The sequence below is a fragment of the Duganella sp. AC237 genome (assembly GCF_979254035.1).
Genome location: NZ_CEEDEW010000003.1, coordinates 518,538 through 539,815 on the forward strand (window position 1 = coordinate 518,538; position 21,278 = coordinate 539,815).

Here is a 21,278-nt window from a genome sequence, read left to right on the forward strand (position 1 = left end):
CCGTGCAAGCCGCCGGTGGCCAACGACGATGATGGACACGCTCGGTGCCCAAGTGGTCCGTTTTCCATTTTCGCGGGACAGACAAGATGAGAGCACTCATCTTTAATCGTCAGCGAAGGATTTGCAATGAATCGTCATCGTCCGCAAGGCCGGCCCCATCAGGTATCCATCATCGTCAACGCCGGCCTGGTCGCGCTGGCCGCCTGTGTGGTGGCCGCGCCCGCCACGGCGCAACAGCGCGCCTACAACATTCCGCCCTCCACGCTGGAGGACGCCTTGAGCAGCTTCGGCCGCGAGGCCGGCATCCTGCTGTCGTTCAGCCCCGATAGCACAGCCAGGCTGCGCAGCGCCGGTCTGCAGGGCAACCACACCATCGAGCAGGGGCTCGAGGCGCTGCTGGCCGGCACCGGCCTGCGGGCGACGCGCCAGCCCAACGGCAGCTATCTGTTGTCGAAGGCGCCGGCGCGGCCGCTGCCGGCCACCGCCACGCTGCCTGCCGTGACCGTCACAGGTGAACTGGAGCGGGAAACGGCCGCCGGCCCGGTCAACGGCTACGTTGCCACCCGTAGCGCCACCGGCACCAAGACCAACACGGCGCTGCGCGAGATTCCGCAGTCGATCTCGGTGATCGGCCGCGCCGAGATGGAGGCGCGCGGCGCGCTCGACATCATGGACGTGGTCGCGCAGACGCCGGGTATCGCGGTGGCCGCCTACGGCCCCGACAACCGTGGCTGGGAATACATTTCGCTGCGCGGCTTTCCCGGCAACTCCAGCAGCTACCGCGATGGCCTGCCGCAGACGCAATTCGGCGTGGTCTACCGCATGACCGAGCCGTGGGGACTGGAGCGGGTCGAAGTGTTGCGCGGACCGGCCTCGGTGCTGTTCGGCCAGGGCGACGCGGGCGGCGTCATCAACCGGGTCAGCAAGACGCCCGGCGCCGACCCCAGGCGCGAGATCGAGGTGCAATATGGCAGCTTCAACCGCAAGCAGGTCGCGGTCGATGTGGGCGGCGCGGTCGGCGACGACGGCGCGCTGGCCTACCGCGTGTTGGGCCTGGCGCTCGACAGCGACGACCAGGACCGCTATCCCGATGGCGACCGCATCAACCGTAGCCGCGCCTACCTGGCGCCGTCGCTGCGCTGGCAGGCCGACGCGTCCACCTCGCTGACGCTGCTGACCGAGTTCATCAAGGACAAATCCGACGAAGACCCGTATTACGTCAATTTCCCCGTGGCCGGCGGCATCCGCCACATCAAGTACGGCGACCCTTCGTTCAGCCGCTTCAAACAGGACCAGTACTCGGTCGGGTACCAGCTCGAGCACGCTTTCAACGACAGCTGGTCGCTGCGCCAGAACGCCCGCCACAGCGACATCGCTATCGAACGCAACGCCTTGTGGGGCGACGCGCTGGAGGCCGACGGCCACACGCTGTCGCGCAGCACGCGCTCGTGGGACGACCGGCTCAAGCAGACATCGCTTGATTCCCAGTTACATGGCGCGCTGCGCGCGGGCGGCGCCGAGCACGCCGTGCTGTTCGGCCTGGACTGGAATCATACCGACGGCACCGCGTACCGCTTTCGCGGCGCCGCGCCCGGGTTGGACCTGCTCAATCCGCTCTATGGCATGGCGATCCCCGCGCCGCGCACGCCGACCGCCGACTTCACGCAGAAAATGGACCAGGTCGGCCTCTATGCGCAGGACCAGATCCGCTTCGGCGGGCGCTGGGTCGCCACCGTCGGCGGCCGCCAGGACCACGTCGCCAGCGTGACGGCCAACCGCCTCAACGCCAGCCGCGCCACGCAGAGCGACGACGCCTTCAGCGGCCGGGCCGGCCTGAGCTATCTGATCGGACAGGGATGGGCGCCCTATGTCAGCTACGCCAGCTCGTTCCTGCCGGTCAGCGGCGCCGACGCCAGCAACAATCCGTTCAAGCCCAGCCGTGGCAAGCAGGTCGAGGCGGGCGTGAAGTACCAGCCGGACGGCGGCGCCAGCCTGTTCACGGTGGCGCTGTTCGATTTGCGCAAGACCAATGTCGTCACCTACGACAATATCACCGGCGACGCCCGCCAGATCGGCAAGCAGCGCTCGCGCGGACTGGAAGTTGAGGCCAAGGCGGCGTTGACCCGTCAACTGAGCGCCACCGCATCGTTCACCGCGCTGGACTTGAAAGTGCTTGAGAGCGCCGACGCCACCGAGGTCGGCAAGGTTCCGGCCACCGTCCCCGAGCGCACCGCCTCGGTGTGGCTGGACTACGCGCTGGGCGGCGGCTTCGGAGTCGGGGGAGGGCTCAACTATGTCGGCGAGCGGCCGAACGACGAGGTCAACAGCAATAACGAAAGCGCCTTTACGCTATTGAACGCCTCGCTGCGCTACGACACGGGACCGTGGCGTTTCGCGCTCACCGCCAGCAATGCGCTGGACAGGAAATACAACACGATCTGCTACCACGGCGAATGCTACATGGGGCGCGAGCGTACCGTCGTGGCATCCGCCAGGTACCACTGGTAACAAAAAAGCCCATGTGGGCATCGCGCACATGGGCTTTTTTGGCTGGAGCCGGCTTAGAAGTGGTAAGCGGCTTTGACTTCGAGGAAGTTCGCGCCGCCGTTCGGACTCTTGATGCTGCCGTTGGAGAAGTGCTGCAACTTGAGGGCGACTTCCCAATTGTTCTGCATGACATAGCCGATGCCAATGTGGTCGCCGAACTGGAAAGCGGTCGACAATTCCTTGCCGTCGTTCCTATACAGGCTCGACAACAGGTGGACACCGACGCCGGCCTCGTAGTAAATCCCCTTCTTGTTGTCATTCTGGAAGCGGAAAACCGGGGTAAAGCCGACGTCCCACAGGCTTTTTTCCTGGCCCGGCACGTTGCGGTATTGGTTCTGGCGCCAGTAGCCGGCGCTGCCTTCCCAGTAGCCGCTCAGGTGCGTGCCGTTCGACTGGAACCACCTGACGTCCCAATCCTTGGCCGCGCTCAGTCGAACCATACGTTGCTTCGACGCCGTGCCGTAGTCCACCGACACCGAGTCGACCAGTTGTTGGGCCGACGCGGCCTGGCTCATCAACAGCGCAACCGCTGCTGCCATCATTGTTTTCGCGAACATAGTATCCTTGTATTGAGTGCTGTATTCATGTGTATACGGCTGCCAAGATTGTACCGGTGTTCCGAAATTTCTTCCGGCGCACCGTTGTTTTGATTAGTCCAGGAGCGGAATTGTCTATGCGAATCACATTTCTCGGTATCGGCTTGATGGGAGACCCGATGGTACGCCGCCTGCTGGCGGCCGGCCATTCCGTTACGGCCTGGAACCGCACCTTTGCCAAGGCGGAAGCGCTGGCGCCGGCCGGCGCGCTGGCGGTGGCGAGCTTGGCGCAGGCCGTGCGCGATGCCGGCATCGTCATCTCCATGCTGGAGGCGGGGCCGATCGTGGCGCAAGTGATGCGCGACGCCTTGCCGGCTCTGGCGCCGAACGCATTGTGGGTGGACATGAGTTCGACGCAACAGGCGGAGGCGCAAGCGTTCCACGCGCTGTTGCGGGCCGAGGGCAAGCGTTTCGTCGATGCGCCGGTCTCGGGCGGCGTTGGCGGCGCGGCGGCCGGCACGCTGGCGATCATGGCCGGTGGCGATCGCGCCGACTTCGCCGAGGCGGAGCCGGTGTTGACGGCGATGGGACGGCCGACGCTGGTCGGCCCTGCCGGCAGCGGGCAGGTGGCCAAGCTGTGCAACCAATTGATAGTCGGCGCGACGATCAATATCGTGGCCGAGGCGATGTTGCTGGCGCAAGCGGCCGGCGCGGACCCGGCGGCGATGCGCGCGGCGATCCGTGGCGGTTTCGCCGAGAGCAAGATATTGGATGTGCATGGCCAGCGCATGCTGGAGCGAAATTTCGTCGCCGGCGGCAAGGTCGCCACGCAGTTGAAGGATCAGCGCAACATCCTGGCGGCGGCCGAAGCGGCCGGGGTGACACTGCCGGTGACCGAGTTGGTGACCGAGCGCTACAGGGTATTGGCCGAGACCATGCCGCAAGCCGACCATTCGGCGGCATTGGTGGGGTTGGAAGCGATCAACCCCGGGCAACGGGTAGGAACGGCTCGGGACCAGACCACGTAGGGCGGGTTAGGCGGCACGCCGTAATCCGCCAAGGCGCGCGCCGCGTCGTGATTTAATTCAACGGCAAACTCCGCTCCGCCAACCGCACCCAAAAGCTCGCCCCCACGGGCAGCAGATTGTCGTTGAAATCATAGCTACCGTTGTGCAGCACGCAAGGCCCCAGCCCATGGCCGCCATCGCGGTGATCGCCCTCGCCATTGCCGATGAAGATATAGCACCCCGGCTTAGCCTGCAGGAAGAACGCGAAATCCTCCGCCCCCATGGTCGGCTCGACATTGTCGTCCACCTTGTCGGCCCCCACGACCTCCTTCATGACCTCGACCGCGAAACGCGTCTCGGCCGCATGATTGACCAGCGGCGGATAATTTCGTCGGAACTTGTAGTCGACCTCGGCGCCGAACGCCGCCGCCGTGTGCTGCGCGATCTCGCCCATGCGCGTCTCGATCATGTCGAGCACCGGCGTGGTAAAGGTGCGCACGGTGCCGACCATCTTCGCCTCGTCCGGAATGACATTGGTGGCGCTGCCCGCATGGATCTGCGTAATCGACAGCACCGCCGTATCGAGCGGACTCTTTTGCCGCGAGATAATGGTCTGCCAGCTCTGCGCGATCTGCACCGCCACCATCACCGGATCGATGCCCTTGTGCGGTTGCGCCGCGTGGGCGCCTTTGCCCTTGATGGTCAGGTAAAACTCGTTACTGGAAGCCATCATCGGCCCTTCGACCACGCTCATGTGGCCGGACGCAATGCCGGGCCAGTTGTGCATGCCGTAAATCGCGTCCATCGGACATTGCTCGAACAGGCCGTCCTCGATCATGCGGCGCGCGCCGGCGCCGCCTTCCTCGGCCGGCTGGAACACCACATACACAGTGCCGTCGAAGTTGCGGTGCTCGGCCAGGTGTTTGGCCGCGCCCAGCAGCATGGCCGTGTGGCCGTCGTGGCCGCAGGCGTGCATCTTGCCGGCATGGCGCGACGCGTGCGCGAAGGTATTGACCTCCTGCATCGGCAGCGCGTCCATGTCGGCGCGCAGGCCGATCGCCCGCGGCGAGCTGCCGTTCTTGATGATCCCGACCACGCCGGTGAGCCCGAGGCCGCGAATCACGGGGATGCCCCATTCCGTCAGCTTGTCGGCGACCACGTCGGAGGTGCGCTGCTCTTCATAGCAAAGCTCCGGATGGGCGTGCAGGTCGCGCCGGATGTGCTGCAATTCGGATTGAAAGGCAATGATGGGATCAACTAGTTTCATGTGCTTCTCCAAAATGGGTTCGCTTGCCTTGTGAGTAGCGAGAATAGCCATTGTAGCCCTTGTCACGCGACTTGATCCAGAGCGGCCCCAAGCCGGACAGCGCCGCCCCGGAATGGTTTACGATACTGCTTTCAGTGTACGCTTTTTGGACTTTTGACAATGACAACCACACAAGTTCGCGCGGTCTGCCCGCACGACTGTCCCGACACCTGCGCCCTGCTGGTGACCGTGGAGGATGGCGTCGCGACCGCCGTCAAGGGCGATCCCGACCATCCCACCACCGCCGGCGTGCTGTGCACCAAGGTGGCGCGCTACACCGAGCGCACCTACCACGCCGAGCGCCTGCTACACCCGTTGCGCCGCATCGGCAAGAAGGGCGAGGGCAAGTTCGAGCGCATCAGCTGGGACGAGGCGCTCGCCGCCATCGCCGCCAGGCTGAAGCCGATCGCCGCGCGCGCGCCGGAAGCGATCCTGCCGTACAGCTACTGCGGCACCATGGGCCTGCTGCAGGGCGAATCGATGTCCTCGCGCTTCTTCAACAAGGTCGGCGCCTCGCTGCTGGACCGCACCGTCTGTGCGACCGCCGGGGCGACCGGTTACAAGTACACGATAGGCGCATCGGTCGGCACCGACATGGAGCAGTTCCAGAACGCCAAACTGATCATCATCTGGGGCGGCAATCCGATCGCCTCCAACCTGCACTTCTGGACGCGCGCGCAGGAAGCCAAGCGGAACGGCGCCAAGCTGATCGCCATCGACCCTTACCGCTCGCTGACGGCCGAAAAGTGCCACCAGCACATCGCGCCGCTGCCGGGCACCGACGCCGCGCTGGCGCTGGGCCTGATGCACGTGCTGATCGCCGAGGACTTGCTTGATCATGACTACATCGCGCAGCATACGCTCGGCTTCGAGCAGTTAAAAGGGCGCGTCGCCGAATGGACGCCGGAGCGCGTCGCCGAGACCTGCGGCATCACCGCCGCCGAGGTGGTCGACCTGGCGCGCCTGTACGGCGGCACGGCCAAGGCCGGCGAGCCGGTGGCGATTCGCGTCAACTACGGCGTGCAGCGCGTGCGTGGCGGCGGCACGGCCGTGCGCAACATCGCCTGCCTGCCGGCACTGGTGGGCGCGTGGCGCCACGCGGCCGGCGGCATCCAGCTGTCGTCCAGCGGCTCCTTCCCGTCGAACAAGGCGGCGCTGCAGCGGCCCGACCTGCTCAAATCGATGCCGCGCACCATCAACATGACCACCATCGGCGACGACCTGCTGCGCCCGGCCTCGCCGGAATTCGGACCGGCGGTGGAGGCCGTCATCGTCTACAACTCCAACCCGGTGGCGATCGCGCCGGATTCGTCGAAGGTGGCGGCGGGCTTCGCGCGCGAGGATCTGTTCACCGTCGTGCTGGAACACTTCCAGACCGACACTGTCGACTATGCCGACATCGTGCTGCCCGCCACCACGCAGCTCGAACACGTCGACGCGCATACCTCGTTCGGCCACTTGTACATGATGGCCAACAATGCCGCCATCGCGCCGCTGGGCGAATCCAAGCCCAACACCGAGATTTTCCGCCTGCTGGCGGCGGCCATGGGCTTTGACGATCCGTGCTTCCGCGACAGCGACGACGAGCTGGCATCGATCGCCTTCAACACCAAGGACGTGCGCGCCGTGCACTTCGATTGGGAGTCGTTGAAACTGAAGGGCTGGCAAAAGCTCAACATGCCGGAGGCCCCGTTCGCACAGGGCGGCTTCACGACGCCGTCCGGCAAATGCGAGTTCTATTCCGCCGCGATGGCAGCCGACGGACTCGATCCGTTGCCGACTTATCTACCTCCGTACGAATCTGTTGCTAGCAACCCTCAACTTGCGAAAAAATATCCGCTGGCGATGATTTCTCCGCCGGCGCGAAACTTTTTAAATTCGACATTTGTAAACGTCAAGAGTTTGCGCTCCGCGGAGGGCGAACCGCACCTCGACATCCACCCCGACGATGCGGCAAAACGCGGTATTTCGGACGCCGATATGGTGCGCATCCACAATGACAGAGGCAGTTTTATCGCCAAAGCGCGCGTCACGGACAAGGCCCGTCCGGGCCTGGTTGTCGGTTTGTCAGTGTGGTGGAAGAAGCTAGGCAGGGATGGCAAGAACGCCAATGAGGTCACCAGCCAGCGCCTCACCGACATGGGCCGCGCACCGACTTTTTACGATACACTCGTAGAGATTGAAAGAGTCGTTGCTTGAAGGTAGCATATGCGCAATTTTCTCCGCCGTGCCATGCGGGCCAAGTACTGGCTCGCGACGGCATGCTCCGTACTTCTGCTGGCCGGTTGCGCCCAGTTGCGGTACTACGTGCAGGCCGCGCAAGGCCAGTACGCGCTGTGGTCGGACGCCCGTCCGATCGACGATTGGCTGGGTGATCCGAACACCGATCCCCGCCTCAAGGCCCGCCTTGAAAAGGCCCTGTTGATACGCCGCTTCGCGGTGCAGGAACTGGGCCTTCCCAACAACGCCAGCTACAAGAATTACGCCGCGCTGTCGCGTCCGTTTGTGCTGTGGAATGTGGTCGCCACGCCGGAGCTGTCGCTGCGGCCGATCCAGTGGTGCTTCCCGATCGCCGGCTGCGTCAGCTATCGCGGCTACTACAGCAAGGCCGACGCCACCGCCTACGCCGACGAGCTGCGCGACGAGGGCAACGATGTCCAGGTCGGCGGCGTGCCGGCGTACTCCACCCTCGGCTGGTTCAGCGATCCGCTGCTGTCGACCTTCATCAATTACTCCGACGCCGAGCTGGCGCGCATGGTGTTCCATGAGTTGTCGCACCAGGTCGTGTACGTGCAGGGCGATACCCAGTTCAACGAGAGCTTCGCCACCGCCGTCGAGGAGGCCGGCGTGCAGCGCTGGCTGGAACTGTACGGTACGCCCGAGATGCGCGAGAGCTATGTGCGCAACAATGCGCGCCGCCAGGACTTTTTGGCGCTGCTGGTCAAGCACCGCCAGATGCTGGCGGATAATTACGCCAGCAAAACCAGCACACGCCACCGCCGCGCCGAGAAGACGCGCATCTTCGCCCACCTCAAATCGGACTACCAAAAGCTCAAGGAAAGCTGGGGCGGCTACGCCGGCTACGACCGCTGGTTTGCCGAGCCGCTGACCAACGCCCACCTCAGCGCGGTGGGAACTTACCACGATTATCTGCCCGCCTTCCGCGAGCTGATGAAACAAGAAAGAACGTTCGTGCGATTTTATGGTGCAGCGCAAAAATTGGCTTTGCTTGATTTCGCTCAACGTCAACAGCAGCTCGACCAACTCACCCGCCTCGCAACGCTCGACGCCGAGCGGATTGCCAGCCCGCAGCAACAAGCTGCCATCGCTGAAGGCGTCCGCTGATGCTGCTCTGCAGCATAAATAGCCGTTAGAAGCGATGTTCTAATTATGCTTAAATGCGCTTGCGTCCGGGCTGAGTGCCCGATAGCATCGCATCTTAAGCAGGCTCATACTGATCGCGCAGACGATCCCCACCTGCTCGGAGCGGCACTGTGCGCCGCGACTATAATGATAATGAGACGAGAGGCACAGGATGGAGAAAATCTGGTTGAAGTCCTATCCGCCGGGCATGCCGACGGAGGTCGACACGACGCAGTACCGATCGCTGGTGCAGTTGCTGGAGGAGTCGTTTCATAAGTTCGCGGACCGCAACGCTTACGTCTGCATGGACAAGTTCCTGACCTACGCCGAGCTCGACGCCCACTCCAAACGCATCGGCGCCTGGCTGCAAAGCCGCGCCATGAAGAAGGGCGCGCGCGTCGGCATCATGATGCCCAACGTGCTGCAATACCCGATCGCCATCGCCGCCATCCTGCGCGCCGGCTACACGGTGGTCAACATCAATCCGCTGTACACGCCGCGCGAACTAGAGCACCAGCTCAACGACTCCGGCTGCGAAGCCATCATCATCCTGGAGAATTTCGCCAACACGCTCGAGCAGGTGCTGGGCCGGACCCAGGTGCGGCATATCCTGGTCGGCAGCATCGGCGAGATGCTGGGCGCACCGAAAGGCATGCTGGTCAACTTCGTCGTGCGCAACGTCAAGCGGCTGGTGCCGCCGTTCTCGTTGCCGAACGCGGTACGCTTCAAGGACGCGCTGTCGCAGGGCGGCGGCATGAAGCTGACCCCGGTCGACGTGAACCAGGACGACCCGGCCTTCCTGCAATACACCGGCGGCACCACCGGCGTGGCCAAGGGCGCCGTGCTGACGCATAAGAACGTGATCGCCAACCTGCTGCAAACGGAAGCGTGGGGCCACCCGGCGATGGGCGGCCTGGCCGAGCAGAACGTCATCGTCGCGGCGCTGCCGCTGTACCACATCTTCGCGCTGACGGCCTGCGCCATGTGGGGCATGCGCGTCGGCGCGCTCAACGTCCTGATCCCGAATCCGCGCGACATCGGCGGCTTCATCAAGGAGCTGGCCAAGCACCGCTTCCACATGCTGCCGGCGGTCAACACGCTGTACAACGCGCTGCTGAACCATCCCGACTTCATGCACCTGGATTTCTCGGCGCTGAAGGTGTGCAACGGCGGCGGCATGGCGGTACAGCAATCGGTCAACGACCGCTGGCGCAAGATCACGGGCGTTCCCATCGTCGAAGGCTACGGCCTGTCCGAGACCGCCCCGGTGGCCACCTGCAACCGCACCGACATCGCCGACTTCACCGGCACCATCGGCTTGCCGATGCCGTCGACCGACATCGCCATCCTCGACGACGACGGCAACGAGGTGCCGCTCGGGCAGCCGGGCGAGATCGCCATTCGCGGCCCGCAGGTGATGGCCGGCTACTGGAACCGTCCGGACGAGACCGCGAAGGTGATGACCGCCGATGGCTTCTTCAAATCCGGCGACATCGGCGTGATGGACGAGAACGGCTACACCAGGATCGTCGACCGCAAGAAGGATATGATTCTGGTCTCCGGCTTCAACGTCTATCCGAACGAACTCGAGGGCGTGATCTCCGCCCACCCCGGCGTGCTGGAATGCGCGTGCATCGGCGTGCCGGACGAGCATTCGGGCGAAGCGGTCAAAGTATTCGTGGTGCGCAAGGATCCAGGCCTGACCGCCGACCAGTTGATGGCCTACTGCAAAGAGCAATTGACCGGCTACAAGAAACCGAAATACATAGAGTTCCGCGAGGAACTGCCAAAAACCAATGTCGGTAAGATCCTGCGGCGCGTGCTGCGGGACGAACATACCAACGAAAAGAAAAAGGCTGCATAAAGATGGAAAAAATCTGGCTCAAGTCCTACCCCGAAAACATGCCGGCGGAGATAGACCCGACGCAATACCGTTCGGTCACCCATCTGCTGGAGGAATCGTTCCGTAAATATGCCGACCGCAATGCCTACGTCTGCATGGATAAATTCCTCACCTACGGCGAGCTGGACAAGCTGTCGCTGCGCATGGGCGCCTGGCTGCAAAGCAAGGGCCTGCAGCCGGGCGCGCGCGTGGCGATCATGATGCCGAATGTGCTGCAATATCCGGTGGCGATGGCCGCCGTGATTCGCGCCGGCTACATGGTGGTCAACGTCAATCCGCTGTACACGCCGCGCGAGTTGCAGCACCAGCTGGTGGATTCGGGCTCGGAAGCGATCATCGTGCTGGAAAATTTCGCCACCACGCTGGAGCAGGTCATCTCGCATACCAAGGTCAAGCACGTGATCGTCGCCACCATGGGCGACATGCTCGGCACTCTCAAGGGCGCGATCGTCAACCTGGTGGTGCGCAAGGTCAAGAAGCTGGTGCCGGCGTTCTCGCTGCCCGGTTCGATTTCGTACAAGAAGATGCTGTCGGAGGCGGCCAACATGACCTTGCAGCCGTCCAAGCAAGGGCACGACGATATCGCCTTCCTGCAATACACGGGCGGCACCACCGGTGTCTCCAAAGGCGCGATGCTGCTGCACCGTAACATCATCGCCAACGTGCTGCAGAACGAGGCCTGGCTGCAGTTCAAGCAGCATAAAGAGCAGATCGTGTTCGTCGCCGCGCTGCCGCTGTACCACATTTACTCGCTGACCATCAGCGCCCTGATGGGCATGCGCATGGGCGGGCTGACCCTGCTGGTGCCGAACCCGCGCGACATCCCCGGCTTCATCAAGGAATTGTCCAAATACCGCGTGGCCGTTTTCCCCGCAGTGAACACCTTGTACAACGCGCTGCTGAACAATCCGGAGTTCTCCAAGCTCGACTTCTCCAGCTACTCGGTGTGCAACGGCGGCGGCATGGCCGTGCAAAAGGCCGTGGCCGACAAGTGGCTGAAGGTCACCGGCACGCCGATCATCGAAGGTTACGGCTTGTCGGAGACGTCTCCGGTGGCCACCGCCAACCGTGTCGACATCAAGGAATTCACCGGCACCATCGGCCTGCCGATTCCGTCGACCGAAGTGCAGATCCTGGACGACGACGGCAAACCGGTGCCGCTGGGCCAGACCGGCGAGATCGCGATTCGCGGTCCGCAAGTGATGGCCGGCTACTGGAACCGCGCTGACGAGACCGCCAAGACGATGACGGCCGACGGCTTCTTCAAGACGGGCGATATCGGCATCATGGACGAGCGCGGCTATACGCGGATTGTCGACCGCAAGAAGGACATGATCATCGTGTCCGGTTTCAACGTCTATCCGAACGAGGTCGAGGGCGTGGTGGCGGCGCATCCGGGCGTGCTGGAAGTGGCGTGCATCGGCGTGCCGGACCAGAACTCGGGCGAGGCGGTCAAGCTGTTCGTGGTGCGCAAGGACCCGAACCTGACGGCCGAGCAGCTGCTGGATTACTGCAAGCACGAGCTGACGGCGTACAAGAAGCCGAAGTTCATCGAGTTCCGCGACGAGCTGCCGAAGACCAACGTCGGCAAGATCCTGCGGCGCCAGCTGCGTGACGAGAAGCCGAAGGTGGTCGCGTAATTTCAAGAAATCGCCTGTTCGCAGGCGATTTTTTTACTTGTTCAATTGCGGCCGGCCGTTTTGCACGACGAAACTGGCGGCGGTCGCGATGCCGCTGGTCGCGTCGTGCACATCGTTCAAGCCGACGAAATGCGCGGTGGTGGCCGCCGGCGTGACGTTGAGCAGCATGAAGCCGCGCTTGTCGCTGCGGCCGTACTTGATGCCCGGATTCATCGCGACATACTGCTCGGTGCGCGACTGCGGGCGCGACGGCGATGTGATCGACGTGCCGCAAAATTCCGTTGCCAGCACCGCGTTCGCACCCGACCGGGGACGCGCCGGATCGCGGCAGATTTCCGCGGCGAAGAAGCTGTGCACGTCGCCGGACAAAATCAACGGATTGCTTGCCTTGCTGATTGCCAGGCCGTCGAGCAGGCGCCGGCGCGCCAGCGGATAGCCATCCCAGCCGTCGGTCCAGATGCGCGCATCGCCCTCGCTCTTGAACGGCACCTGGCTGTTGTGCGCCATCAGCGTTTGCTGCGCCAGGATGTTCCAGCGCGCCCGTGAAGACTTCAGGCCCTCGTCCAGCCAGCGCTGCTGCACCTCGCCCAGCATCGTGCGTTGGGTGTCGCCCAGCGCCGCGCACTGGCGCCGCGCCACCGACGACGAGCCGCCGCGTCCCGCAGGCGGGCAAGCCTGCCAGGCGCGGTACTCGCGGTCATCCAGCACATGGAAGCGCGCCAGCCTTCCCCAGTCGTAGCGCTGGTAGATGCGCATGTTGGCGAAGTCGCCCGGCTTGGGCAGCACCAGCCGCACCGGCATATGCTCATAGAACGCCTGGTAAGCCGCCGCGCGCCGCTGCAGGAACTTCGGATTCAGGCGCTCGTCGCGGTCGTTGGCGTAGTCGTTGGCGACTTCGTGGTCGTCCCACGTGACGATCCACGGCGCGGCGTGATGCGCGGCCTGCAGATCGCGGTCGCTCTTGTACTGGGCGTAGCGGCTGCGGTAGTCGGCCAGCGTAAAGCACTCGGAGGACCGTACGGCCTTTTGCGGGTGGCGCAGCTGGTACGGCCCCCATTCGTAGATGTAATCGCCCAAGAAGGCCACCAGATCGGGCGAGGCGGCGGCGATGTGGCGATGCGCGGCATAGGTGCCGAACTCCCAGTGCTGGCACGAGGCCACGGCCAGCTTGAGCTGGTCGGCCATCGTGTCGGCGGCGGGCGCGGTGCGGGTGCGGCCGATCGGGCTGACGGCGTCGCCCAGCATGAAGCGATACCAGTACCAGCGCGCCGGCGACAGCCCGGTGACATCGACATGGACGCTGTGCGCCAGCTGCGGCGCCGCGCTGGCCGTGCCCTTGGCGACGATGCGGCTGAAGCGCTCATCCTCGGCCACCTCCCAGCGCACGGCGAAGGCCACCGGCGGCATAGCGGCCGCGTTGAGTGGATCGTGCAGGATGCGGGTCCAGATAACGACCGCGTTGGGCAGGGGAGAACCGGAGGCGACGCCAAGGCTGAACGGATAGCCGGCTTTGCCGGCGCCCGCCTGCACGACGGCGAGGGCGTTGGCGCTTGCCGATGCCGCCAGCGCGGCGAGGAAGATGCGGCGTTGCGCGTCCACCGGGCCGATCGCCGATTACGGATGCATCAGCGTTTCGATCGGCGGCACCTTGCGCGGCTTGCGGTCCGAATCGGTCGCCACATAGGTCAGCACCGCCTCGGTCACCTTGACGGTATCGGCCTGCAGCCGATTGCGCTCCGCGTACACCTCGACGTTGACGGTAATGGACGTATTGCCAACCTTGACAATATCAGCATAGAACGACAGCAGGTCTCCGACGAACACGGGATTTTTAAACAGGAACGAGTTCACGGCGATGGTCGCCACGCGGCCGTTGGCGCGGCGGGTGGCCGGCAGCGAGCCGGCGATATCGACCTGCGACATGATCCAGCCGCCGAAGACATCGCCGTAGACATTGGCGTCGGACGGCGACGGCATCATGCGCAGTTCCGGCATTTTGCCGGCCGGCAGGCCGCGATTGACCGTGGTGACGGCGATGGGTGTTGGATTTTTGGGCGTGGTCATCGTGAATTCTCTTCAGGGGCTACAATTACCGGGATTGAACCATAAAAAGCCGACATCCGCCATGCGCCGTTACCCGAATTCCCCGCCAGACCCGGTCGGCACAGCCGCTGCCTCCGCTCCCACCCGCAGCGACACCGCCACCCTGAAGACACTGATTCCCTACCTGTGGGTCTACAAATGGCGCGTGCTGCTGGCGCTGTGCTGCCTGGTCGGCGCCAAGCTGGCCAACGTCGGCGTGCCGGTGGTGATGAAAAAACTGATCGATTCGCTGACCATCACGCCATCGCATCCGCAGGCGCTGCTGGTGCTGCCGGTCGCCGCGCTGGTGGCCTACGGCGTGCTGCGCGTCTCGACCACGCTGTTCACCGAGTTGCGCGAATTCCTGTTCGCGCGCGTCACGCAGCGCGCCGTGCGCACCATCGCGCTGCAAGTGTTCCGCCACCTTCACGCGTTGTCGCTGCGCTTCCACCTGAACCGCCAGACCGGCGGCATGACGCGCGATATCGAACGCGGCACGCGCGCGGTCGGCTCGCTGATCTCGTACACGCTGTTCAACATCCTGCCTACTTTGGTGGAGATCACGCTGGTGCTGGGCTATCTGGTTCTGCACTACGACATCTGGTTCTCGGTGATCACCTTCGTCGCGCTGGTGTTGTACATCACCTTCACCGTCGTCGTCACCAACTGGCGCACGCACTTCCGCCGCACGATGAACGATCTCGATTCGAAGGCCAACACCAAGGCCATCGATTCGTTGATCAACTACGAGACCGTCAAATACTTCGGCAACGAGGACTACGAGGCCAGACGCTACGACGAGGGCCTGCAAAACTACGAATCGGCGGCCGTCAAATCGCAGACATCGTTGTCGCTGCTGAACACCGGGCAGTCGATGATCATCGCGATTGCCGTCACCTTGATCCTGTGGCGCGCCACGGTGGGCGTCATCAACGGCACCATGACACTGGGCGATCTGGTGCTGGTCAACTCGTTCATGATCCAGCTTTATATTCCGCTCAACTTCCTGGGCGTGATCTACCGCGAGATCAAGCAAAGCCTGGCCGACATGGAGAAGCTGTTCTCGCTGCTGGACCAGAACCGCGAGATCGCCGACGCCAAGGACGCACAGCCGCTGGTCACGCACGGCGCGCAGGTGCGCTTCAACCACGTCGACTTCAGCTACGAATCGAAGCGCCAGATCCTGTTCGACGTCGACTTCACCATCGCCCCGGGCACCACGACGGCGGTGGTGGGGCACAGCGGCTCGGGCAAATCGACCTTGTCGCGATTGCTGTTCCGCTTTTACGAAGTCAACGCCGGCGGAATCACCATCGACGGCCAGGACCTGCGTTCGCTGACGCAGGACTCGGTGCGCCACGCGATTGGCATCGTGCCGCAGGATACGGTGCTGTTCAACGACACCATCGAATACAACATCGCCTACGGCAAGCCGGGCGCCAGCAAGGAGCAGATCGTCGCGGCCGCGCGCGCGGCATCGATCCACGACTTCATCGAAAGCCTGCCGGACGGTTACGGAACGATGGTCGGCGAGCGGGGGCTGAAGCTGTCGGGCGGCGAAAAGCAGCGCGTGGCGATCGCCCGCACCTTGCTGAAGAATCCAGCGATTTTGATCTTCGACGAAGCCACGTCCGCGCTGGACTCGAAGGCCGAGCAAGCGATCCAGGCGCAGCTCAAGGAAATCGCCAAGAGCCGCACCACGATGGTCATCGCGCACCGCCTCTCGACGGTGGCCGACGCGCAGCAGATCCTGGTGCTCGACCACGGCCGCATCGTCGAACGCGGCACGCACCAATCGCTGCTCGCGGCCGACGGCCTGTACGCGCAGATGTGGCAGCGCCAGCAGGCCAAGGCCGACGAGGAATTAACCGACTTGCCCGAGTAAACAACTGGGGTCAAGTCTAACAACTGGGGTCAAGTCTAACATTCGTACACGTGCTGGACGGTATCGCCGATGAGGCCGTGTCGGAATGTCAGACTTGACCCCCAATGATTTTTTTCACTTGATAAGGAATCGACCATGAAGTCTCGCTTTGTCCTGGGTGCTGTCACCGCGCTGGTGGCGTGCATGCAAAATGCCTACGCCGACCCCACAGAACAGCAATTCCGCGCCCTCTACAAGGAGCTGGTCGAAACCAACACCACCTTATCGTCGGGCAGCTGCACGCTGGCGGCCGAACGCATCGCCACGCGCCTGAAAGCGGCCGGCTTCCCGGACTCGGACCTGCACCCCTTCGCCGATCCGAAGTTCCCGAAAGAGGGCGGTCTGGTCGCCATCCTGCCGGGCAGCGATCCGAAGGCCAAGGCCATCCTGCTGCTGGCGCACATCGACGTGGTCGAGGCCAAGCGCGAGGACTGGGTCCGCGACCCGTTCGCGTTGATCGAGGAGGACGGCAAGTTCTACGCGCGCGGTGCGCTGGACGACAAGGCGCAGGCGGCCATCTGGGCCGACTCGCTGATCCGCTTCAAGGCGGAAGGCTTCAAGCCGCGCCACACCTTGAAGATGGCGCTGACCTGCGGCGAGGAGACGGCCGGCGCCTTCAACGGCGCCGAGTGGCTGACCAAGAACAAGCGCGATTTGATCGACGCCGGCTACGCGCTGAACGAAGGCGCGGGCGGCGAGCTCAATACGGCAGGCAAGCGCGTCTCGATGACGGTGCAGGCGGGCGAGAAGGTCGCGCAGAACTACCGGCTGGAAGTGACCAATCGCGGCGGCCACAGTTCGCGTCCGCAAAAGGATAACGCCATCTACCGGTTGGCGTCCGCGCTGAAGAAGGTCGAAGGCTACGAGTTCCCGATCCAGCTGGCCGACGGCAGCCGTGGTTACCTGAACGGCATGTCGAAGATCCAGGCGGCGGCCGGCCACAAGGACGTCGCCGACGCCATGCTCGCCGTGGTCAAGAACCCGGGCGACGCCAAAGCCGTCGCGCTGGTGTCGTCGACCGATTCCAGCTGGGGCGCGATGCTGCACACCACCTGCGTCGCTACCCTGCTCGATGCCGGCCACGCCACCAACGCGCTGCCGCAGCGCGCCCGCGCCAACATCAACTGCCGCATCTTCCCCGGCGTGACGCAGGAGGAAGTGCGCCAGACCCTGGTCAAAGCGATCGACGATCCGGCGGTCAAGGTGGAAACGCTGGAAATCCGAGGCGAGAACTCCGCCCCGCCGGCGTTGACGAAGGCGATCCTGGAGCCGGTCGAGCGCATGACGGCCAAGATGTGGCCGGGCGTGCCGGTGATGCCGATTTTGCAGTCCGGCGCCACGGACGGCCAGTTCCTCAACGCCGCCGGCATTCCGACGTACGGCATCAGCGGCATCTTCCTTACGCCCGACCTCGGCAACATCCACGGCCTGAACGAATACATCGGCGTGCAATCGCTGATGGAAGGCCGCACCTTCTTGCACGAGCTGGTAAAAATCTACGCCAACCAGTAACTCAATAAAAAAAGCAGCTCCGGGGTCAGGTCCACCATTTCTACACGGGCTCGATCTTGGGGCAGGCTAGGGCAGAGCTCCTGTAGAAATGGTGGACCTGACCCCGGATGAAAAAAGGCCACCTGAACTGACGGTGGCCTTTGCTTTTGCAGTGCGCGTTTTACGCGGCGTTTTTGACCATCTCATCTTCCTGGCCCGGCTCGAGCAGCTCGCCTTCCCACTTGGCGACGACCGCCGTGGCGACGCCGTTGCCGATGACGTTGGTCGCGGAACGCGCCATGTCGAGGAAGTGGTCGATGCCGAGCAGCAGCAACATGCCCGCTTCGGGGATGTTGAACTGGCTCAAGGTGGCGGCGATCACCACCAGCGAGGCGCGCGGCACGCCGGCCATGCCCTTGGAAGTGAGCATCAGCACCATCATCATCGTCATTTGCTGCCCCAGCGACATTTCGATGCCGTAGGCCTGGGCAATGAACACGGTGGCGAAGGTGCAGTACATCATCGAGCCGTCCAGGTTGAACGAGTAGCCGATCGGCAGCACGAACGAGGCGATCCGGTTGCGCACGCCGAAGCGCTCCAGGCCTTCCAGCGTTTTCGGGTAGGCCGCTTCGCTCGAGGCGGTCGAGAACGCCAGCAGGGCCGGGCCGCGCAGCTCCTTCATCAGGCCGAACACGCGGCCCTTGAGGAACAGGAAGCCGGCGAAGATCAGCAGGCACCACAGCAGGATGATGCCGAAGTAGAACTCGGCCATGAACACGCCATAGGTCGACAGCACGCCCAGGCCGCTTTTAGCGATGACGCCGGCGACGGCGGCGAACACGGCAATCGGCGCGAACTTCATCACATAGCCGGTGACCTTGAGCATCACGTGGGCGACGCCGTCGAGCGCGTCGACCATGATCTCGGCCTTTTTGCCGACGGCGGCGGCGGCCGAACCGAAGAACAGCGAGAAGATAACGATCTGCAAGATCTCGTTCTTGGCCATGCCGTCGACAATCGACGCCGGCACCAGGTGGGTGACGAAGTCCTTCAACGTCAGGCTGGACGTGGCCAGTTCGACCTTGGCCGAGGCGGTGGCGGCCATGTGGCCCAGCAGCGCGTCGCCCGGACGGAACAGGTTGACCAGCACCAGGCCCAGGCTCAGCGACATGACCGAGGCGATGAAGAACCAGCCCATGGTCTTGATGCCGATGCGGCCCACTTCGCTGGCGTCGCCCATGCGCGCGATGCCGACAACAAGGGTCGAGAACACCAGCGGGGCGATGATCATTTTAATCAGGCGCAGGAACAAGGTCGTGATCAGCGACATCGTGTCGGCAAAACTGACGGGGTTCGCCATGTTGGCGTGAACGATGTAGCCGGTAAGAATACCGAGCGCCAGTGCGATCAGGATGTAAGTGGTCAAACGACTTTGTTTAGGCATGTTCTCTGTTTTCCATGGTAGTGTCTCTATGGACGCCGGCTGGGGCGGGATTGGTCCGCCAAAGCGCAGTCTCGTACAAAATAATGTCATTACCCCGCAATGTGGAGGTATGATCCAGCCAATGCAGCTTTGTAAGCTGATGAAACATTGAGCAAGTTCCGCAGTATCCTTGTGGTCAAGGGTACTGTCAAGTTCGCGTGGACGCAGGCCCACACGCCTGTCGCGGGCACTCTCACTTCGCCAAAAATATGATAGCGATAAATAATCTGAGCAAATGGTATGGCCAGTTCCAGGTATTGGCCGAATGCACCACCAGCGTCGCCAAAGGGGACGTGATGGTCATTTGCGGGCCGTCCGGTTCGGGCAAGTCGACCTTGATCAAGACCGTCAACGGCCTGGAGCCGTTTCAGCAGGGCGAAATCGTCGTCGACGGCATCTCGGTCGGCGCCAAGGGCACCGACCTGCCCAAGCTGCGCGCGCGCATCGGCATGGTGTTCCAGAATTTCGAGCTGTTCCCGCATCTGTCGGTGCGCCAGAACCTGACGCTGGGCCAGGTCAAGGTGCTGGGACGCAGCGAGGACGAGGCCAACGCGCGCGGCCTGCAGTACCTGGACCGCGTCGGCCTGCTGTCGCAGCAGGACAAATATCCGAACCAGCTGTCCGGCGGCCAGCAGCAGCGCGTGGCGATCGCCCGCGCGCTGTCGATGGACCCGATCGCGATGCTGTTCGACGAGCCCACCTCCGCGCTGGACCCGGAGATGATCAACGAGGTGCTCGACGTGATGGTCGGCCTGGCGCAAGAGGGCATGACGATGATGGTGGTCACGCACGAGATGGGATTCGCCAGGAAGGTAGCCAACCGGGTCGTCTTCATGGACAAGGGGCGGATACTGGAGGACTGCGGCAAGGATGAATTCTTCGGCGCGCCGCGTTCCGAGCGCGCCCGCGATTTCCTGGCGCGGATTATTCACTAGCTTAGCTTCAGTTCCACCCGCATCACAGATAGCATGCGCCGGCACTGCCGGCAGATCGTTTTTGACGTTCATTGTATTTTTCTTAGGAGGAATCATGTCGTTACCGCGAGTGCTCTATCGTTTTGCCATCGTCGCCGCCAGCGCGGTCCTCGCCACCGGTCCCGCCGCCGCCCAGGAAGCCGGCGGCACGCTCGCCAAGATCAAGCGCACCGGCACCATCACGCTCGGTGTGCGCGACGGCTCCATCCCCTTCTCCTACCTCGACGACAAGCAGCAGTACCAGGGCTACTCGGTCGATTTGTGCCTGAAGGCGGTGGCGGCGATCGAGAAGCACCTGGGCATGTCCGGTGTGAAGGTGGTGATGAATCCCGTCACCGCCGCCAACCGCATTCCGCTCATGGCCAACGGCACCATCGATCTCGAATGCGGCTCGACCACCAACAACGCCGAGCGGCAGAGGCAGGTGGCGTTCGCGCCGACCATGTTCGTCATCTCCAACCGGCTGCTGGTCAAGAAGGCGTCCAACATCCGCAGCCTGGCCGACATGAAGGGCAAGACGCTGGTGGCCACCGCCGGCACCACGACGCTCAAGCAGATGACGATGCTGAACAACGAGCGCAAACTGGGCATGACCATCGCCGTCGGCAAGGACCATCCCGAATCGTTCCTGATGCTGGAGACCGGGCGCGCCGCGGCCGAGGCCAACGACGACATCCTGCTGGCCAGCCAGGTCGCCACCGCGCGCAATCCGGGCGAGTACACGATCCTGCCGGAGGCGCTGTCGATCGAGCCGTATGCGATCATGATGCGGCGCGGCGACACGGCCTTCAAGGCGGTGGTCGATAAGGCGCTGACGCAGTTCTACCAGTCGCCCGAATTCTCCAAGACCTACGACAAGTGGTTTGCCAGCGCCATCCCGCCGCGCGGCATCAACCTGAACTTCCCGATGCCGGCCACGCTCAAGGCGGTCATCGCCAAGCCGACCGATTCGCCCGATCCGGCGGCTTACGCGGTAACGGCGGCGCCGGCGCCCGCGCAGAAGACCGACGCCAAGAAATAAG

The 21,278-nt window shown here is 63.6% G+C and carries 15 protein-coding genes; 10 read left to right on the plus strand and 5 right to left on the minus strand.

Annotated features, from left to right (window positions below; genetic code table 11):
• Nucleotides 1–126: 126 nt before the first annotated feature.
• Nucleotides 127–2,508 carry a TonB-dependent siderophore receptor gene (locus AC0IYS_RS02635; RefSeq protein ID WP_471703708.1) on the plus strand — a complete coding sequence of 794 codons (2,382 nt, stop codon included), beginning with the start codon at nucleotides 127–129 and terminating at the stop codon, nucleotides 2,506–2,508.
• A 53-nt stretch (nucleotides 2,509–2,561) separates the two neighbouring features.
• Here the strand turns inward: AC0IYS_RS02635 and AC0IYS_RS02640 are convergent, their stop codons facing one another.
• Complete coding sequence (locus AC0IYS_RS02640) at nucleotides 2,562–3,104, minus strand: acyloxyacyl hydrolase (protein ID WP_471703709.1); 543 nt, start codon at nucleotides 3,102–3,104, stop codon at nucleotides 2,562–2,564.
• A 116-nt stretch (nucleotides 3,105–3,220) separates the two neighbouring features.
• Between AC0IYS_RS02640 and AC0IYS_RS02645 the strand changes: the two genes are divergently transcribed.
• Entirely contained in the window at nucleotides 3,221–4,111 is an 891-nt protein-coding gene (locus tag AC0IYS_RS02645) for an NAD(P)-dependent oxidoreductase (protein WP_315400049.1), read from the plus strand.
• Between the two features lie 52 nt (nucleotides 4,112–4,163).
• Here the strand turns inward: AC0IYS_RS02645 and AC0IYS_RS02650 are convergent, their stop codons facing one another.
• Nucleotides 4,164–5,357, minus strand: coding sequence for a M20 aminoacylase family protein (locus AC0IYS_RS02650; RefSeq protein WP_315400047.1), 1,194 nt, complete (start codon nucleotides 5,355–5,357; stop codon nucleotides 4,164–4,166).
• A gap of 159 nt (nucleotides 5,358–5,516) precedes the next feature.
• On the opposite strand from AC0IYS_RS02650, the gene AC0IYS_RS02655 reads away from it, so the two are divergent.
• From AC0IYS_RS02655 to AC0IYS_RS02670, 4 genes are all read left to right on the plus strand, one after another.
• Nucleotides 5,517–7,595 carry a molybdopterin-containing oxidoreductase family protein gene (locus AC0IYS_RS02655; protein ID WP_471703710.1) on the plus strand — a complete coding sequence of 693 codons (2,079 nt, stop codon included), beginning with the start codon at nucleotides 5,517–5,519 and terminating at the stop codon, nucleotides 7,593–7,595.
• A 9-nt stretch (nucleotides 7,596–7,604) separates the two neighbouring features.
• On the plus strand, nucleotides 7,605–8,741 hold the full coding sequence (locus AC0IYS_RS02660) for an aminopeptidase (protein WP_471703711.1): 1,137 nt from the start codon (nucleotides 7,605–7,607) through the stop codon (nucleotides 8,739–8,741).
• Between the two features lie 190 nt (nucleotides 8,742–8,931).
• A complete protein-coding gene (locus AC0IYS_RS02665; RefSeq protein WP_471703712.1) occupies nucleotides 8,932–10,623 on the plus strand; it encodes a long-chain-fatty-acid--CoA ligase in 1,692 nt (563 codons plus the stop codon).
• A gap of 2 nt (nucleotides 10,624–10,625) precedes the next feature.
• On the plus strand, nucleotides 10,626–12,302 hold the full coding sequence (locus AC0IYS_RS02670) for a long-chain-fatty-acid--CoA ligase (protein ID WP_471703713.1): 1,677 nt from the start codon (nucleotides 10,626–10,628) through the stop codon (nucleotides 12,300–12,302).
• 33 nt (nucleotides 12,303–12,335) lie between these two features.
• Here AC0IYS_RS02670 and AC0IYS_RS02675 read toward each other — a convergent pair whose 3' ends face one another.
• Together AC0IYS_RS02675 and AC0IYS_RS02680 are read right to left on the minus strand one after the other, a co-directional pair.
• Nucleotides 12,336–13,901 carry an alkaline phosphatase D family protein gene (locus tag AC0IYS_RS02675; protein ID WP_471703714.1) on the minus strand — a complete coding sequence of 522 codons (1,566 nt, stop codon included), beginning with the start codon at nucleotides 13,899–13,901 and terminating at the stop codon, nucleotides 12,336–12,338.
• 15 nt (nucleotides 13,902–13,916) lie between these two features.
• Nucleotides 13,917–14,366, minus strand: a complete 450-nt coding sequence (locus AC0IYS_RS02680) for an acyl-CoA thioesterase (protein WP_471703715.1) — start codon at nucleotides 14,364–14,366, stop codon at nucleotides 13,917–13,919.
• A gap of 61 nt (nucleotides 14,367–14,427) precedes the next feature.
• On the opposite strand from AC0IYS_RS02680, the gene AC0IYS_RS02685 reads away from it, so the two are divergent.
• Both AC0IYS_RS02685 and AC0IYS_RS02690 read left to right on the plus strand, forming a co-directional pair.
• The gene (locus AC0IYS_RS02685) at nucleotides 14,428–16,269 is read left to right on the plus strand and encodes an ABCB family ABC transporter ATP-binding protein/permease (protein ID WP_471703716.1); all 1,842 of its coding nucleotides are present in this window, start codon (nucleotides 14,428–14,430) and stop codon (nucleotides 16,267–16,269) included.
• 135 nt (nucleotides 16,270–16,404) lie between these two features.
• Complete coding sequence (locus AC0IYS_RS02690; protein ID WP_471703717.1) at nucleotides 16,405–17,820, plus strand: M20/M25/M40 family metallo-hydrolase; 1,416 nt, start codon at nucleotides 16,405–16,407, stop codon at nucleotides 17,818–17,820.
• Nucleotides 17,821–17,980: 160 nt separating this feature from the next.
• Here AC0IYS_RS02690 and AC0IYS_RS02695 read toward each other — a convergent pair whose 3' ends face one another.
• The gene (locus AC0IYS_RS02695) at nucleotides 17,981–19,243 is read right to left on the minus strand and encodes a dicarboxylate/amino acid:cation symporter (RefSeq protein WP_471703718.1); all 1,263 of its coding nucleotides are present in this window, start codon (nucleotides 19,241–19,243) and stop codon (nucleotides 17,981–17,983) included.
• 248 nt (nucleotides 19,244–19,491) lie between these two features.
• Between AC0IYS_RS02695 and AC0IYS_RS02700 the strand changes: the two genes are divergently transcribed.
• Together AC0IYS_RS02700 and AC0IYS_RS02705 are read left to right on the plus strand one after the other, a co-directional pair.
• On the plus strand, nucleotides 19,492–20,217 hold the full coding sequence (locus AC0IYS_RS02700) for an amino acid ABC transporter ATP-binding protein (RefSeq protein ID WP_471703719.1): 726 nt from the start codon (nucleotides 19,492–19,494) through the stop codon (nucleotides 20,215–20,217).
• Between the two features lie 94 nt (nucleotides 20,218–20,311).
• Complete coding sequence (locus AC0IYS_RS02705) at nucleotides 20,312–21,277, plus strand: amino acid ABC transporter substrate-binding protein (RefSeq protein WP_471703720.1); 966 nt, start codon at nucleotides 20,312–20,314, stop codon at nucleotides 21,275–21,277.
• Nucleotide 21,278 lies beyond the last annotated feature (1 nt).